At 60.6% G+C, this 14,727-nt stretch carries 16 protein-coding genes; 4 read left to right on the forward strand and 12 right to left on the reverse strand.

Going from position 1 to position 14,727, the window contains the following annotated elements; genetic code table 11:
• The first annotated feature begins 171 nt into the window (after positions 1–171).
• Positions 172–486: a hypothetical protein gene (locus B5G06_RS12965; RefSeq protein ID WP_087189470.1), complete on the forward strand. Its 315-nt coding sequence runs from the start codon at positions 172–174 to the stop codon at positions 484–486.
• 62 nt (positions 487–548) lie between these two features.
• Here B5G06_RS12965 and B5G06_RS12970 read toward each other — a convergent pair whose 3' ends face one another.
• The 5 genes from B5G06_RS12970 to B5G06_RS12990 all read right to left on the reverse strand — a co-directional run bounded on the left by B5G06_RS12970 (position 549) and on the right by B5G06_RS12990 (position 7,118).
• A complete protein-coding gene (locus tag B5G06_RS12970) occupies positions 549–2,546 on the reverse strand; it encodes a hypothetical protein (protein WP_087189471.1) in 1,998 nt (665 codons plus the stop codon).
• Between the two features lie 155 nt (positions 2,547–2,701).
• A complete protein-coding gene (locus B5G06_RS12975) occupies positions 2,702–4,612 on the reverse strand; it encodes an LTA synthase family protein (RefSeq protein ID WP_242955499.1) in 1,911 nt (636 codons plus the stop codon).
• A 121-nt stretch (positions 4,613–4,733) separates the two neighbouring features.
• Complete coding sequence (locus tag B5G06_RS12980) at positions 4,734–5,309, reverse strand: ATP-binding cassette domain-containing protein (protein ID WP_087189472.1); 576 nt, start codon at positions 5,307–5,309, stop codon at positions 4,734–4,736.
• Positions 5,306–5,989 (reverse strand): ABC transporter permease, encoded by a 684-nt coding sequence (locus B5G06_RS12985; RefSeq protein ID WP_255396455.1) that lies wholly within the window; start codon positions 5,987–5,989, stop codon positions 5,306–5,308. Before B5G06_RS12985 ends, B5G06_RS12980 begins: the two co-directional genes overlap by 4 nt.
• An 85-nt stretch (positions 5,990–6,074) precedes the next feature.
• Positions 6,075–7,118, reverse strand: a complete 1,044-nt coding sequence (locus tag B5G06_RS12990) for an ABC transporter substrate-binding protein (protein ID WP_087189474.1) — start codon at positions 7,116–7,118, stop codon at positions 6,075–6,077.
• Positions 7,119–7,285: 167 nt separating this feature from the next.
• Here B5G06_RS12990 and B5G06_RS12995 point away from each other — a divergent pair, with 167 nt between their 5' ends.
• Together B5G06_RS12995 and B5G06_RS13000 are read left to right on the forward strand one after the other, a co-directional pair.
• Entirely contained in the window at positions 7,286–7,576 is a 291-nt protein-coding gene (locus B5G06_RS12995; RefSeq protein WP_087189475.1) for a hypothetical protein, read from the forward strand.
• Positions 7,577–7,726: 150 nt separating this feature from the next.
• Entirely contained in the window at positions 7,727–8,812 is a 1,086-nt protein-coding gene (locus B5G06_RS13000; RefSeq protein ID WP_087189485.1) for an LCP family protein, read from the forward strand.
• Positions 8,813–8,860: 48 nt separating this feature from the next.
• Here the strand turns inward: B5G06_RS13000 and B5G06_RS13005 are convergent, their stop codons facing one another.
• The 7 genes from B5G06_RS13005 to B5G06_RS13035 all read right to left on the reverse strand — a co-directional run bounded on the left by B5G06_RS13005 (position 8,861) and on the right by B5G06_RS13035 (position 13,314).
• Positions 8,861–9,052: a hypothetical protein gene (locus B5G06_RS13005; RefSeq protein ID WP_087189476.1), complete on the reverse strand. Its 192-nt coding sequence runs from the start codon at positions 9,050–9,052 to the stop codon at positions 8,861–8,863.
• Positions 9,053–9,077: 25 nt separating this feature from the next.
• Positions 9,078–9,830 (reverse strand): peptidoglycan recognition protein family protein, encoded by a 753-nt coding sequence (locus B5G06_RS13010; RefSeq protein WP_087189477.1) that lies wholly within the window; start codon positions 9,828–9,830, stop codon positions 9,078–9,080.
• 44 nt (positions 9,831–9,874) lie between these two features.
• A complete protein-coding gene (locus B5G06_RS13015; protein WP_087189478.1) occupies positions 9,875–10,222 on the reverse strand; it encodes a hypothetical protein in 348 nt (115 codons plus the stop codon).
• 66 nt (positions 10,223–10,288) lie between these two features.
• Positions 10,289–11,074, reverse strand: a complete 786-nt coding sequence (locus B5G06_RS13020) for an amino acid ABC transporter ATP-binding protein (RefSeq protein WP_087189479.1) — start codon at positions 11,072–11,074, stop codon at positions 10,289–10,291.
• Positions 11,075–11,087: 13 nt separating this feature from the next.
• Entirely contained in the window at positions 11,088–11,726 is a 639-nt protein-coding gene (locus tag B5G06_RS13025; RefSeq protein ID WP_087189480.1) for an amino acid ABC transporter permease, read from the reverse strand.
• A 70-nt stretch (positions 11,727–11,796) separates the two neighbouring features.
• On the reverse strand, positions 11,797–12,648 hold the full coding sequence (locus tag B5G06_RS13030) for a transporter substrate-binding domain-containing protein (protein WP_087189481.1): 852 nt from the start codon (positions 12,646–12,648) through the stop codon (positions 11,797–11,799).
• 78 nt (positions 12,649–12,726) lie between these two features.
• Positions 12,727–13,314 carry a molybdenum cofactor guanylyltransferase gene (locus B5G06_RS13035; protein ID WP_087189482.1) on the reverse strand — a complete coding sequence of 196 codons (588 nt, stop codon included), beginning with the start codon at positions 13,312–13,314 and terminating at the stop codon, positions 12,727–12,729.
• A gap of 137 nt (positions 13,315–13,451) precedes the next feature.
• On the opposite strand from B5G06_RS13035, the gene B5G06_RS13040 reads away from it, so the two are divergent.
• On the forward strand, positions 13,452–14,603 hold the full coding sequence (locus B5G06_RS13040) for a D-alanyl-D-alanine carboxypeptidase family protein (protein ID WP_087189483.1): 1,152 nt from the start codon (positions 13,452–13,454) through the stop codon (positions 14,601–14,603).
• Positions 14,604–14,727 lie beyond the last annotated feature (124 nt).

A 14,727-nucleotide genomic window follows, 5' to 3' on the forward strand; every position in this document is an offset into this window, starting at 1 on the left:
GCATAGGCGGGGGTGACCTCCACCGGCTCCCAGCCGTAGCCGGGAATATAGACCTCCACCCAGACGGCCCAGCCATCCGCCCGGCCCTCCGCCGCTCCCGACGACGAGAAAGAGGATCAGCCGGAGGCCGCCCCCCTGGATCTGCGGTTCATCCTGATCCCTCTGGCGGTCGTGCTGCTGGTTCTGGCCTTCCCCATCCGGCGGGCCATCGGTCGAAGCCGGCGCGAGAAGCGGTTTAGCCAGGCCAACACCAACCAAGCCGTCATTGCCGCTTATCTCTATCTGAAAAAGCTGGAGAAGTGGGGCGGACAGACTTCTGAGGAAATCTTTGAACTGGCCAAAAAGGCCAGATTCAGTCCCCACACCCTGACGGAAGAGGAGCGGCAGGCCGCTGTACAGGCCGCCCATACCGTCTCCACTCAGGTGGACAAGGCCCTGCCCTGGTATAAGCGGTTCTGCTGCCGCTATATCCTGGGTCTGTGCTGACCAGACAACAGCAAAAGAGCCCGCCGCAGTATTCTGCGGCGGGCTCTTTGATTTAATGTAACTCAGAGCACCTCAAATTCCAGCCAGGTGTACTGCTTGCGCACCATCCGCAGCCGCACCCCATCCTGATAGATCTGGTCGGATTCGGCCAGCCCGTAAAGGGACTGGGCCAGGAAGGTCTGGAGGGTCTCCAGGTCGGAGGTGGGCAGGGCTGCGAAGAGCAGCCTGGACACAACCTTCACGAAATCCACCGCGCTGTCTTCGCTGAAGCTGCCGTTGATGCCGAAACAGCACTCGCCGGAGCAATCCTGGTGGATGGATTTGGCATGGAGGGCCAGATGGACGCCGGTAACGTCCTCTCCCCTCACAAGGTTGATCCGGTACTGCTTGTCCTCATTGGGGTCGTCCACCCACTCCTTCTTTTCGCTTTTCCGGCCCTGGAGGGCATCGGTAAGGCCCTGGATGGACTGGGCCAGGTCGTGGGAGGTCTTGCTGTAGTTGACGATGGCCGCCTCGCCCTCCTCCTTGCCCGCCTTGTAACCCTGGGGCAGTATGGCCTGGATCTTGCGGAGGACCTCCATGGGCGAGCCCTTGAAGTGCCTGCCCTCCAGCAGCTCCAGCTGCTCGCCATGGACCATGGGCAGCCGGCCCCGGGAGCGGTTCAGCTCCTCGCCGATCTCGGTGGCCCGGCTGCGGAGGGGCTGGAGCTTCTGACTGCACGCCTCCTCCATCTGGCTGATGCGGCTATTCACCTGTCCCAGCTCACCCTGGATCTGGTCGATCTGCTCCTGGATGGCCTTTTTCTCCTTGCCTTTGAACAAACCCAGCCCCTGCTTCTGCCGGCTGAGGTCATCGATGGCCTCCTGCTTGCGTTTGCGCTCCTCATAGACCGGATCGGCGGCCAGGTCGGCCTCCAGCTGATCGGCCTGGCGGGTGAGGGCCTCCCGCTCCTGCTCCAGGGCCGCCTTCTCCTGGGCGTGCTCGCTCCAGTACTGCTCCCGGGCGGCATCCTCCTCAACGCTGACGCGGGCCGCCTCGCACTGCCCCAGTACCGCTTCCATGCGGGCCTTCCGATGGGCGGGATCGTACCAGTCTACCCGCTTCTGCCAGGTATTGATGGTGTTGGTACGGGACTTCTTGGCCGCCTCAGTAAAGGTATAGTCCACCTGATAACTGCCGTCGGTATAGGCGTTGGGCACGAATTTATAGGAGCAGGAGTCCCGCACAGCGGTGGCGACTACCACATAGTTCTTGCTGATGGTAAAGCTCAGCTCATCGTCATAGGACAGGTCAAAAGCCTTTTCCAGCAGTTTGAGACACCGGTCGGAGCTCTGGGTGTAGCGGTCCCATTCGTACTTGCCACGGTTAAGATCCTCCGGACCAAACTCCTCGTCGGCATTGTTGCTGCCTCCCACGGCAGCCCCGTTGATGATGCGGCCCAACCGGGTGGAAAAGTCGTTGGTGTAGAACTCCTCCCCGGTCTGCTCCTTCAGCATTTGCAGCTGTTCCTTCACATTTTGGGCAGAATTGAGCACATCCAGCTTATTATCCTCGCTGCGGTAGTCCACAAAGTGATTGCCGTGCATCTGCACGATGGCCGCGCCGATCTGCTGAGCAGATACCATCAGCTCGATGCGCAGATTGCTGCGCTCCTCCTCAGGCACATAGGTCAGGGCCTTGATCCAGGCCACCACGCTCTCTCCGTACCGATTGTTCCGGCCGGTGGTCTGCCAGCCGGCGGCGGTACCCTTGATGGACCAGGCCTGCCAGTTCTGGGGGTCTATTTCAATGATCTTGTTGGCGTAATTTTCGGCCTCTTCGTTGTTGCTCCCTTCCAGGGCGCTCTTGGCCATGCCCAGATAGTTGTCGATCTGGCCCTGGTTGACCCCCGGTACCGGTGCTGCCGGCGTGGAGACAGGCCCTCCGGTGCCTCCATCCTCCATCATCATTTTCCGCGCCTCTTCCACGGAATATTTGCACCCGCAGCCCTGGCAGACAAAGACGCCGTCCTGCTTTAACAAGTCGTTGCTGCCGCACATTTCACAAACCAGTTTTTTCATAATATCCCTCCATTTGATGGATCTCCCGTGAAATCGCCGTTTTCTCTACTGTATTCAATTTATTCCAAAATTTCAATATGCCGCCTGCATACCCTTTGCTGTTTTTTTGATACAACAACACGCCCCCGGAGGAAGCACCTCCGGGGGCGTGTTGCTTATTCCGTCAGGCTGAAGAAATGCTCCAGCCGGTTGGATTTATCAAAGATATTGTTGTACAGCAGTACCTTGTAGGCCTCAATGGCATCATCCAGCTGGTCGGGCAGCGCTTCGTTCTCCCCGTACCAGTTTCCTTCCGCATCCCGTACCCCCACGGTATTGATGACCGGAGCGGCCTCCCACAGTTGGGATAAAAACTTCTGGTAGCCAGTCATGGGCAGGTTGGCGGTGTCCATCAGCAGCGTGGAGAGATAATTGAGGGAGAGCTCCACCCCCTGCTCCTCCGGGATGTCGTAGTTGGCCCACAGCAGGAAAGGCACCATCTGCTTTTTCTGGGCCAGAGCGGTGTCCGGGTTCTCCCCCAGCACGTCGGTGTAGAAATTGGTGGCCACCTGGGGCTGATGGTCTCCGAAGAGGAGAATCATGGTGGGCTCCTCTACCTGAGAGAAGTAGTTGATCAGGTATTCAAAGGCCTGATCGCTCTGGTAGATGAGGGACAGATACTGGTTCACCGTCTGGAACCTGCCCTCCAGGCTGCCGGTGAGCCATACCTCCCGGGGCAGGTTATCCCAGGACATCTGGTAGCCGCTGTGGTTCTGCATGGTGACGTTGAAGAGGAACAGGGGCTCCCCCGCCTCCTTCTCCTCGTACAGCCGAATCAGATTTTCATAGTCACACTGATCGGTGACATATCCGGATTTCTCGTCTCCCCGCATATAGGTACGGTTCTGGAAGTCGCTTTCGAAATACACCTCATCAAAACCGTAATCGCTGTACACCGCAGGCCGGTTCCAGCCGGAGGACCGGTAGGGGTGGGCGGCGATGGCGGTATAACCCAAGGCCTTCATCTGGCCCACCAGGGCGGGGTCCCCGTCAGAGACGTACATCTGATAGGGCACCGTACCGGCGGGCAGGTAGGCGGTGGTATTGCCGGTGAGGAACTCATACTCCGAGTTGGCGGTGGTGCCGCCAAACACCGAGGAATAGGCGTAGCCCTTGATGGTGTTTTCCGTCAGGGAGCGAATAAAGGGCATGGGGTCCCGGTTGGTCTCCACCTCCGGCAGGACGCTGAAATCGGAGAAGGCCTCGTTCATAATGACGATGACGTTCACCGGCCGCACCGTCCCGTCCGGGTCCACTACCGTCACCGACAGATCGTCGCTGGCGTTTTCCGTGCCCAGATCGTTCAGGGTCTGCTGGGAGTAAGTATCCGGCTTCTCCACCTTCATGTACTTCATACACACGGCAAAGTTGAGGAAGAGACCGTTGCCACGGGTGGTCCACATGGAGGGCTCGATCCCCAGCTTCTCCACCATGCTGGTGCCGAAAAACACCGACAGGAACACCACAGCCGCCCCCGCCGAGGCCCCGAACACCTTCCAGGAGAACTTTTTTCGGGGCTCGTTGGGCAATACCTTCATGGCCAGGATCACCGCGATCATCATGATCAGGGTCACCCACTGCCGCTGGGACAGGGAGTAGTCATAGTTGCCCGCCACGTTGGCGGCGGTACCCAAGCTGAGGAAGTCTCCGGGGAACAGGGTACGCCCCCGGAAGGCAATGAGGTAGTGGTTGGCGCAGCCGAAGCCCCAGGCGATGCCCAGGCCCAGCTTTACCGCACCGCTGCGCCGGCCCCGGAGGAAGTAGAAGAACAGCTCTCCAAAGTAGTACCACACCAGATTCAGCAGGATCTGGGCGGGGGTAAAATCCTTCCAGGGATCGTTATAATTCAGATACTCCACCATGGTGAAGGAGATCAGGGGCACCACGATCAGCAGAACCATGGTGGTCCACCAGTACTGCCGGGGACTCATGGCCAGCTTGGGCCACTTCAGCCGGAACCGCCGCTTTGGGGTCGTCTGGGGCTCCGGTACCTCCTGCACCTCAGGCGTTTCAGTGATGTTGCTCATATCATTACGCTGCCTTTACCAAAAATTCATGGTTCCCATTTTATCACAAAAGAGCGAAAGCGCAACGCGCTTTCGCTCTTTTTTAGAAAACCTTAGAAAACCTGAAAAGAATCCAAAAAGATCACATCTGCCTGAGGGGCGGCCCTTCCAGGCCAATCACCCGGTCGCACAGGGCCACTGTCTCCCGCTCATGACTGGACAGCACCACCGGCAAACCCAGTGAGCGCACCCGCTCCAAAATCCGGGCCGCCCGGGGGGCGTCCACCCCGGCAAAGGGCTCGTCCAGAAGGATGAGTCCCCCGCCGCAGGCCAGAGCCCGGGCCAGGGCCAACCGCCTCCCCATACCGCCGGACAGGGCGGCAGGGTAGTGCTTCTCCTCCCCCTCCAGCTCCGCCAATGCCAGCCAGCGGGAGGCCTCCCCCCGGCGCTCCCGGGGCAGCACGTCGGCAATGTGCTGCTCCACCGTCCGCCAGGGCAGCAGCCGGTTCTCCTGAAAGAGGATCACCGGGTCCGGCGGGGTAATAACTGTCCCCGCCTCCACCGGCTGGAGCCCTGCCAGTACCCGCAGCAGAGTGGTCTTGCCGCAGCCGGAGGGGCCGGAGAGAGCGGTGATCCCCGTCTCCGGCAGATCCAGGGAAAACCGGTCCAATACCATCTTTTCTCCAAAACGAACGGTAATATCTTTGACGGATATCACGTTTTATCCCCTCCCAGCCGCCGGAACAGGATGCCCAAGGCGTATTCCAGCACAAAACTCAGCACAATCACCACCGCCGTCCAGGCAAACAGGTCGGGGGTCTCCAGGGTAATCTTGGCCCGGTAAAGCTGGGTGCCGATGGCCAGCTTGGGCTGACAGAGCACCTCGGCGGCCACTCCCGCTTTCCAGGCCAGGCCCAGGCCGGTGGCGCAGCCGCTGACAAAGTAGGGCCGCACCGAGGGCAGATACACCAGCCGAAGGGTCTTGCCCCGTCCAAAGCGATAGGCCCGGGCGGCCTCCAGCAGCAGGGGATCGGTCTGAACCACCCCCCGGCTCACATTGCCCCACAGCACCGGCAACACCATCAGGCCGGACACGATGGCGGGTACCCATCCGGAGGAGGGGGCCCACAGCAGCACCAGCACGATAAAGGAGGCCACAGGGATGGCCCGGATCACCTTTACCGCCGGGGTGAGCACCCAGTCCGCCGCCCGGAGGGCGGAGGTGGCCGCCGCCACCAGAGCCCCCACCACCGCACCGACAGCAAAGCCCCCGAAGATGCGGCCCAGAGTCACCGCCGCCGACTGCCAGAAGGCCCCCTGTCCCGCCAGAACCCACAGCCGCTGGGCCACCAGCAGGGGATAGGGCAGCAGCAAAGCTCCGTGGCCGTTGGTCCTCATGTCCACCAAAAAGGCCGCAAGCTGCCAAACCCCCAGCCAGAAGGCCAGGGGTATGACAGCTCGCAGTAATTTGCTCCGTTTTACATTACGGGATGTAGTAGAAGGCGTCATCGGGGATGGAACCTCCGATCGAAGTGGGGTCGGCGGCGAAGAGCACCTCATAGTAGCTGGAGATGGACTTCAGGTCCTCACCGGCAACAAAGACCATGTTGGCCTGGGGGATGGCCGCGGTGGCAATGGCAGCCTTGGGCACGATGCCGTACTGCGCGATGAGCTGGCCGCCCTCCTCCGGGTTGTCCTTGATGTAGCTGATGGAGGCCTCATACTCCTGCAGGAAGGCTTCCACCGCCTCGGGGTGTTCCTGGGCAAACTGGGTGCGCACCACCACGCAGCCCATGGTGAAGGTGCCGGAGGCTCCGGACTCAGTCCAGGCGTCGCTCAGGTCGATGGCATCCCGCACATCGCTGTTCTGCATCAGCACAGTGGTGGCGGCAGGCACAGGGAGCATACACAGATCGATCTCGCCGGAGGCCATCAGGGTGGTGACCTCCTCGCTGGTTTTCCACTGGATGTCCACATCGGTGTCCGAGTCCAGGCCATTCTGGGTCAGCAGGTAGTCCAGCACATACTCGGTGTTGGTGCCCTGGTTGATGGCGTAAATGGTCTTGCCGGACAGGTCGGCCAGAGAGTTAACGGTATTGCCGTTCTCCAGGATGTGGAGCACGCCCAGAGTGTTCAGGGCCAGCAGCTGCACATTGCCGGTCTTATTATACAGGTTGGCGGCCACGTTGGTGGGCAGAGCGGCAATGTCCAGCTCCCCGCTGTTCAGCTTGGGCACGATATCGGTGGAGGGATCGGAGCCCATGGTCACATTGTAGTGGTTGACAGTCTCGCCGGCATCGTTGTCAGCGAGCAGCTTGGCGGCGCCCATGCCAGTGGGGCCGTTGAGCAGGCCCAGGTTGATCTCAGTTCCCTCCAGAGCAGGGGTTTCAGACTGTGCGGGAGTGGTCTCCGCCACGGGGGTGGTCTCAGCGGGAGGGGTGCTCTCCGCCGGAGCAGGATTGGAAGCGCAGGCGGTAAGGCCCAGCGCCAGGGCCACGGTCAGGCCCAGTGCAAGCAGTTTCTTCATGGTACCTCGTTCCTTTCTGGACCGCATGAGCGTTTGCTCTTCATACGGTCCAGTTCAGTGTACCATGTCCCTCCAAAATGTCAACGGGCAAATTCCCCAATTCTGCCCGGGACGGACCGGGAAGTGCTCACCGGCATAGGATAAGGGGTGAAAAGGAGGTGTTTTCTATGAACCAACCCAGCTGTCAGAGAGCCCGGGACCAGGAGGCCCGTCAGCGGGCCGCCGCCATTCTGGCCCAGAGCCAGCCCATGGAGCCTGCCATGAAGCGGTATGCCCATCCCATCCCCTGCTGGAGCGCCCCTGCCTGGTCCCCACCCTCCGTCGGAGGAGAGGGCATGGACCGGGTACTGGAGGAGCTGGCCCGGCAGAACCAGCTGCTGATGGATCTGCTGGGGGCGGTCAATTCCCTCACTGCCGCCACTCTCAGCATCCGCAGCCGGTTTGTGGGAGAAGCGTAAGGTTTCCTGTCAAAAAGAGCCGAAAACGCGGAAACTTTTCCTTGTCTTATACCGTCTAATTCGATATAACGCGGTCATTCTAAGGATAAAAGCAATACATAATGTAATATATTACCAAAGAAGGGCGTGGTGGCCATGGCCAGGCGGCTGATGAAAAAGAAGAAAGAGAAGATCCCTCTGTCCCCCGGACAGAAGGCAGCCAAAGTCCTGTTTATCATTCTGGCGGTGGTGGCGGCGCTGGTATTGGCCTTCATCGTTACCTTCAAGCTGCTGGCCCAGCCGCCCAAGATCCAGGAGGAGACCCCTCCGCCGGCAGAGAGCGGAGCGGTCTCCCTCCAGTCCCCCGGCCAGGAAGAGAGTGCCCAGCCCGCTCGCCAGCGGAAGGAGTACACCTATACTTTCCTGCTGTGCGCCAGCGACCAGGCCAGCGGCAACGTAGACACCATGATCGTGGCCACCTACGACACGGTAAACCAGACCATTGCCATGGTCTCCATCCCCCGGGACACCCTGATCGAGGGCGTCTCCAGCAAGGGCAAGCACTTCTATAAGCTGTGCAGTATGTACCCCTACAACGGTATGGACGCCCTGAAGGAAGAGGTCCAGAATATCGTGGGCTTCCCCATCGACTTCTATGTGAAGGTGAACACCCAGGGCTTTGTGAAGCTGGTGGATGCGGTAGGCGGTGTCAACTTCAATGTGCCGGTGCATATGTCCTACGACGATCCCGACCAGAATCTGCACATCCGCTTTGAGCCCGGAATGCAGTATCTCACCGGCTCCGACGCCCTGAAGGTGGTGCGCTGCCGGAAAAATTCCGACGGTCCCGGCGTCTATCCCCACAACATCTACGACGCCTATCCCGACGCCGACATCGGCCGCACCAAGACCCAGCGGGAACTGATCATGGCCGTCCTGAAGAAGGCCATCTCTCAGCCTCTCAACCTGCCCACCTACTATGACATCTTCATGGAGAATGTGGATACCGACCTGAGCGTCACCGACCTGGCCTTTTTTGCCGACAAGGGCCTGTCCTTTGATTTCGACAACGTGACCACTACCTCCCTGCCGGGAGACGGCACGGTTGAATACAAGGGCATAGACTGGTGCTACGAGCTCTACCCCGGAAAGGTACTGGAGATCGTCAACACCTCCGGCCTTAACCCCTACACCACCGATATCACCGCCGATATGCTGCACATCACCCAGAGCGGCACCGTCACGCAGCCCGACTGATCGCGCAAAAAAGGACGCCTTTCGGCGTCCTTTTTTACGTTGCAGGTCTTACACAAATTCGTAGTCCACGAACTTGTCCTCGCCCTGCTTGTTGTCCTTGGTCTCTCCCACAAAGGTGCCCATCACATGGCAGTCGGGGCAGAAGCCGAACTCGGGCTCGGAGGCGAACTCCAGCTCATAGCGGTACTTCTTGCCGCACTGCGGGCACTCATAAAAGAAATAGTAGGTTCCCCAGGTCATTTTTACTTCCTCCTCTTTTTTCCTGTTACTTCCCCAGCAGACCCAGACGCTCCAGAATCAAAGCGGCCTGCTCCCGGGTCAGGGGAGCGCCGGGGGCGGTGCCGTCAAACACGCCGGCATCCTTGGCCTTGTTCCAGGCCTCTTTGGCCCACTCGCTCACCGTCCGGGCGGAAATCTCCCCCTCATGGGCGGTGAAGGCGGCGTCAAACTGCTCCTGCGTCATCTCCGGTTCACCCCCCTTCAGCCGCGCTTTCACGTCGGCGCGGAGGGTATCCATGCTCTTGCCGTGCTTGGGGAACCATTGTCCCACATCGCTGTGGTTGGAAGCCAGCCCCAGCTTACAGCCTTCCGCATGGTCGATGATATCCCGCTCGGGATCCAGGCCGTATTTTTCACACAGATAGGCGCACAGCTCCACCGCCGTGTCGTAGACCTGCTGAAAATAGGCCTTGTTTTTTATCGGGTCGTATCCGATCATGGCGCCGCCTTTGTAGGTGTGCCCGGCAGGCTCCAGGATCTCAAAACTGATATGGGTGTTATTGGCCGCGCCGCCGGCGTGCCACCCCCGCCAGTTCCAGGGCAGGGTCTCGGTGACGCCTCCCCGGTGGACGATGGCATGGACACAGGCGTTCACCCCCGGTTTGTCCCAGGCCTTGAGAAAGACGTTGACGTCCGGCTGGGCCACGCCGGTGGAGTGGACCATGATCCCCTTGGGTTTGATGGTGCGCCCTGCCTTGTAGCAGTCGCTGTTGGTGAGAATATGCTCTGTGATGTGCATTGGCAACCCCTCCGGGTTATCCTATGCGCTTCACAGATTTGCGGTCATTCTTCCTTGCTTTGCTCCTCCAGCTCCGCCCGGCGGGCGTCTCTGGCCTGGAGGGTCTCCTTCAGGCTTCTGGGAGGCCGGGCATTGATGGTCTGCTGCCAGGCCATCACCCATACCCGCAGCTCCTCCAGTCCCTCCTCCGTCATGGGAAAGGACTTTGTCTCCTCTACAGTGCTGTCCTGGAGCCGCCAGGGCCCCTCCCACACCTGGGCGGTGAGGGAGGGGGGATTCTCCTCGTCCCCCTTCACCGGATCCACCCGGTAGCGCATCCGGCCGCCGCTGGCGGTCCAGAAATTCTCGTTTTCAAAGTGGGAAAGCACCGGCAAAAAAATGGCTTCCTCCATGGCGTCAACTCCTTGCAGTGTAAAAGCGTGGTATCCAGATTATGATACCACGCTTTTTGACCCTTTTCAATTCTCGGAATAGCGGGACAAAAACTGACGGGTCCGCTCTTCCCGGGGACTCTCGATGACCTGACGGGCGGGGCCCTGCTCCACGATGATGCCGCCGTCCATGAAGATCACCTGGTCGGCCACATCCCGGGCAAAGGCCATCTCATGGGTGACGATGATCATGGTGGTCTTTTGCTCAGCCAGGGAGCGGATCACCTTGAGCACCTCGCCGGTGAGCTCCGGGTCCAGGGCGGAGGTGGGCTCGTCAAAGCACAGGATGTCGGGCTGGAGGGCCAGAGCGCGGGCGATGGCCACCCGCTGCTGCTGGCCGCCGGAGAGCTGATGGGGATAGTGGCCCGCCCGGTCGGCCAGGCCCATCCGCTCCAGCAGGGCCTGACCCTGGGTGCGGATTTCCTCCAGAATGGCCTTCTTGTTCTGCTTGAAGTCGGGCCGCTCCTTGGCCAGCAGCTCCCCGGCCAGGGTCACGTTCTCCAGGGCGGTGTACTGGGGGAACAGGTTGAAGGACTGAAACACCAGTCCGAAGTGGAGCCGCTTTTTCCGCACCTCGGCCTCCCGCTGGGTAGTGGGATCGTCGGCGTCAAAGAGGGTCTCGCCGTTGACCAGGATCTTGCCCTGGTTCGGCGTCTCCAGAAAGTTCAGGCAGCGCAGCAGGGTGGTCTTTCCGGAGCCGGAGGAGCCGATGATGGCCAGGGCCTGTCCCTGCTCCAGGGAAAAGCTGATGTCCTCCAGCACCCGGGTGGCCCCGAAATGCTTCTCAATGTGCTGTACGTCCAAAACAGGCATGGTCCGGGCCTCCTTACTTGAAATAGTTCAGCTTCTTCTCAAACCAGCTGAACAGCAGGGTGAGAATACCGTTGGCCACCAGATAGAACACGGCGGTGTAGAACAGGGGCCAGATCATACCTTTCTTGATGTAGGACTCACCCATCCAGATGATTTCATACACCGAGATGACCCGCACCAGTGCGGTATCCTTCACCAGGGTGATGAACTCGTTGCCCATGGGGGGCACGATACGCTTGATGACCTGAAGGAGGGTCACCTTGAAGAAGATCTGGCTGCGGGTCATGCCCAGCACCAGGCCGGCCTCCTGCTGGCCCGCCGGTACACCCTGAATACCGCCCCGGTAGATCTCGGAGAAGTAGCAGGCGTAGTTGATGACGAAGGTCACCACCGCCGCGGTAAACCGGGGCAGCAGGGGCAGGTCGAACATCAGGCCCGGGCCGTAGAACACCACCATGATCTGGAGCATCAGGGGGGTGCCCCGGACGATCCACACCACAGTTTTGACTACCCAGCGCAGGGGAGCGCACCGGCTCATGGAACCGAAGGAGATCACCAGACCCAGGGGCAGGGCAAACAGGAGGGTCAGGAGAAAGAGCTCCAGGGTGACCACAAACCCCTCCAGCAGGGTGAGCGTAACAGACATCAGCATAGCATTTCCCTCTTTTGACCGGGGAAGGGCAGAGAGCGCCCGGCTCTCTGCCCAATTCCCTTAGGCTATGTTATTTTTCGATGACGGACTCCTGGACGCCGTAGGTGGTGGCCGTCTCCATGACGGTACCGGCGTCATAGGCCTCTTTCCAGAAGGTGTTGAAGGCCTCGGTCAGATCGGAGCCCTTCCGGAAGGCCACGCCGTACTCCTCGTCGTTGAGCTGCACGGTGTAGGTCAGATCGGGGTAGCTGGTGCCCTCACCGATCATGGCGCCCGCCATCAGCAGGTCGATGACACAGGCGTCGGAGGCGCCGGAGGCCACCTCCATCAGGGCATCGGCCTGGGTGGTCTTGGCCACATAGCTCAGGTTCATCGCATCCAGCTGAGCCGCGCCCTGAGAACCGTTCTCCACGGCGAAGTTCAGGCCGCTGAGGCTCTCCACCGTCTGGTAATCCTCCGCCTTGTCAGCGGGAACCACCACCACCTGACCGTTGCGGCAGTAAGGCTCGGACACGGAGGCACCGGCCTTCACCTCGTCATTGATGGTCATGCCGTTCCAGATGACATCGATGCCCTTGGTATCCAGCTCCATCAGCTTGTTGTCCCAGTTGATCTCGATGAACTCCACTTCCACGCCCAGGCTCTCAGCAAAGGCCTTGGCCATGTCGGCGTCGAAGCCGATCCACTCGCCGTTTTCGTCCTTATAGTCCATGGGCTTAAAGTCAGTCATGCCAACAACGAGGGTGCCCTTCTCCTTCACATAGGCCATATCGCTCTCGGCGGCGGGGGTCTCAGAATTGCCGGCGGGGCTCTCACTGTTATTGGAAGGGGTATTGGCGGTACCGCCGGTGCCGCCACCGCAGGCGGCCAGGGTAAAGGTCAGTCCCAGCGCAAGGGCCAGAGCAGTCAGTCTCCGTTTCATGTACATTCCTCCAAACCATGTATGTCGTGGTTGCTTTCGTATGTTACCACACTAAAGCGTCGTTGTAAAGAGGAATTTTCATTTTTCTTTTTCCGATTCCACCGCCCGACGGAACTCCACCCCTGTATTTACATTCCACAGGGCCCGCTCCAGGTCAAACTCCGGCAGTTCTTCCTCCTCCAGCCAGCGGCAGTCCACCCGGTCCAGCAGGGCCTTGACCGCCCGGCGGCCCTCATCCAGGCAGGCGGTCAGGGGCTCCAGACAGCTGCGGCGGTACAGGGCAAACAGGGGTTCGGCCTCCCCGCCCCGCCGCCGGATCACACAGGCGTCCCCATTCCCCACGCCGGCCAACACACGTTCTGCCAGCCCGGAGCAGGCAAAGGGCAGATCCACCGCGGCCAGGAACACCGCCTCCGCTTCGGTGCGGAGAAAGGCGGCCTCCAGCCCCGCCAGGGGACCCTGGCCCGGCCTCAGATCGGGCAGTTCCCGGCAGCCGGGATAGCGCCCCGGCCGGTCCACCGACACATAGATCCCATCGAACAGCGGGGAGAGTTCCTTCGTCATCCGGTCCAGAAAACTTTGCCCCGCCAGGGACAGGCCCGCCTTGTCACGGCCCATCCGCCGGCTCTGCCCGCCAGACAGGATCACTCCAATGGTGCGCTCCATCCTCCTGCCTCCCTGTGTTTTTCAATGATTTTGCCATTGTACCAGAAAAAATTACCCCCGTCAAAAACCGTATAGAAGCCCTTTTCCCTCCATATCCTCTCCCACAGAGCATTTCAGCATTGGAGGCGTCACACACCATGAAAAAACTGGCCGCGGCCCTGCTGGCCGCCACCCTACTGGCTCTGCCCGTCCAGGCCGCCGAGGCCGATCCATCCGCCGCTGGTGCGCCCACCGTGGACGCGGCAGGGGCTGTATTGATGGAAAAGGAGACAGGCACCGTTCTGTACGAGCAAAATGCCCACGACAAACTGGAACCCGCCAGCGTCACCAAAGTCATGACCCTGCTGCTGGTGATGGAGGCCATCGACAGCGGCAGCCTGTCCAAAGACGATCTGGTCACCGTTTCCGCCTACGCCGCCTCCATGGGCGGCTCCCAGGTTTATTTAAAGGAAGGCGAGCAGATGACAGTGAATGATCTGCTCAAGGCCGTGGCGGTGGCCTCTGGCAACGACGCCTCGGTGGCCCTGGCCGAACATCTCTGCGGCAGCGAGGAGGCCTTTGTGGCCAAAATGAACGAGCGGGCCGCCCAGCTGGGCATGACAGACACCTGCTTTGTCAACTGCACCGGTCTGCCTGCGGCGGGCCATCTCACCTCCGCCTATGACATCGCCCTTATGAGCCGGGAGCTCATCCTTAACCACCCCTCCATCCGGGACTACACCACCATCTGGATGGACTCCCTCCGGGACGGCCAGTTCCAGCTGGCCAACACCAACAAACTGATCCGATTCTATGAGGGAGCCACCGGTCTCAAGACCGGCTCCACCGATGCCGCCGGCTACTGCCTGTCCGCCACGGCGGAGCGGGACGGCATGGAGCTCATCGCCGTCATCCTCAAGTCCACCACCAAGGACACCCGTACTGCGGCGGCCCAGGCCCTGCTCAACTACGGCTTTGCCAACTACACCCTGATGGACGTCTATCCTTCCCAGGCTCTCCCCCCGGTGGACGTGCTGCTGGGCGAGCAGGAGACCGTCCAGCCCGTCCTCTCCCAGCCCACCCGAATTCTGGTCAATCGTTCCATGGTCAACCAGGTAGAGACTCAGCTGGAGCTGTGTCAGGATGTGGAAGCCCCGGTGGAGTCGGGACAGACTTTAGGCAGAATGACGGTGACCGCCGGTGATCAGGTCCTGGCCCAGATCACCATTGTGGCCGATCAGGCTGTGGCCCGTCTCTCCGCCCCCGGTATCTTCCTGCGCCTGATGCGCACCCTGCTCATGGCCGGCTGACGCCGGAGTCAAAACCTCCGGCTAAGCCGGAGGCTTGAGTAGGCCCTAAAAGGGCCTGATACGGACGAAGCCCCTTAAGGGGCCCCGAAAGGTTTGCCGACTGCATTTCTTTCTCGGGCTTACC

This window comes from Flavonifractor sp. An52, assembly GCF_002159385.1.
Classification (GTDB): Bacteria; Bacillota; Clostridia; order Oscillospirales; family Oscillospiraceae; genus Flavonifractor; species Flavonifractor avicola.

Bases quoted from the DNA above. Each gene is read 5' to 3' on its own strand.
- B5G06_RS12970 (WP_087189471.1), bottom strand. From the start codon at position 2,546: ATGAAAAAACTGGTTTGTGAAATGTGCGGCAGCAACGACTTGTTAAAG.
- B5G06_RS12975 (WP_242955499.1), bottom strand. From the start codon at position 4,612: ATGAGCAACATCACTGAAACGCCTGAGGTGCAGGAGGTACCGGAGCCC.
- B5G06_RS12985 (WP_255396455.1), bottom strand. From the start codon at position 5,989: ATGAGGACCAACGGCCACGGAGCTTTGCTGCTGCCCTATCCCCTGCTG.
- B5G06_RS12990 (WP_087189474.1), bottom strand. From the start codon at position 7,118: ATGAAGAAACTGCTTGCACTGGGCCTGACCGTGGCCCTGGCGCTGGGC.
- B5G06_RS12995 (WP_087189475.1), top strand. From the start codon at position 7,286: ATGAACCAACCCAGCTGTCAGAGAGCCCGGGACCAGGAGGCCCGTCAG.
- B5G06_RS13000 (WP_087189485.1), top strand. From the start codon at position 7,727: ATGAAAAAGAAGAAAGAGAAGATCCCTCTGTCCCCCGGACAGAAGGCA.
- B5G06_RS13005 (WP_087189476.1), bottom strand. From the start codon at position 9,052: ATGACCTGGGGAACCTACTATTTCTTTTATGAGTGCCCGCAGTGCGGC.
- B5G06_RS13010 (WP_087189477.1), bottom strand. From the start codon at position 9,830: ATGCACATCACAGAGCATATTCTCACCAACAGCGACTGCTACAAGGCA.
- B5G06_RS13015 (WP_087189478.1), bottom strand. From the start codon at position 10,222: ATGGAGGAAGCCATTTTTTTGCCGGTGCTTTCCCACTTTGAAAACGAG.
- B5G06_RS13020 (WP_087189479.1), bottom strand. From the start codon at position 11,074: ATGCCTGTTTTGGACGTACAGCACATTGAGAAGCATTTCGGGGCCACC.
- B5G06_RS13025 (WP_087189480.1), bottom strand. From the start codon at position 11,726: ATGCTGATGTCTGTTACGCTCACCCTGCTGGAGGGGTTTGTGGTCACC.
- B5G06_RS13030 (WP_087189481.1), bottom strand. From the start codon at position 12,648: ATGAAACGGAGACTGACTGCTCTGGCCCTTGCGCTGGGACTGACCTTT.
- B5G06_RS13035 (WP_087189482.1), bottom strand. From the start codon at position 13,314: ATGGAGCGCACCATTGGAGTGATCCTGTCTGGCGGGCAGAGCCGGCGG.
- B5G06_RS13040 (WP_087189483.1), top strand. From the start codon at position 13,452: ATGAAAAAACTGGCCGCGGCCCTGCTGGCCGCCACCCTACTGGCTCTG.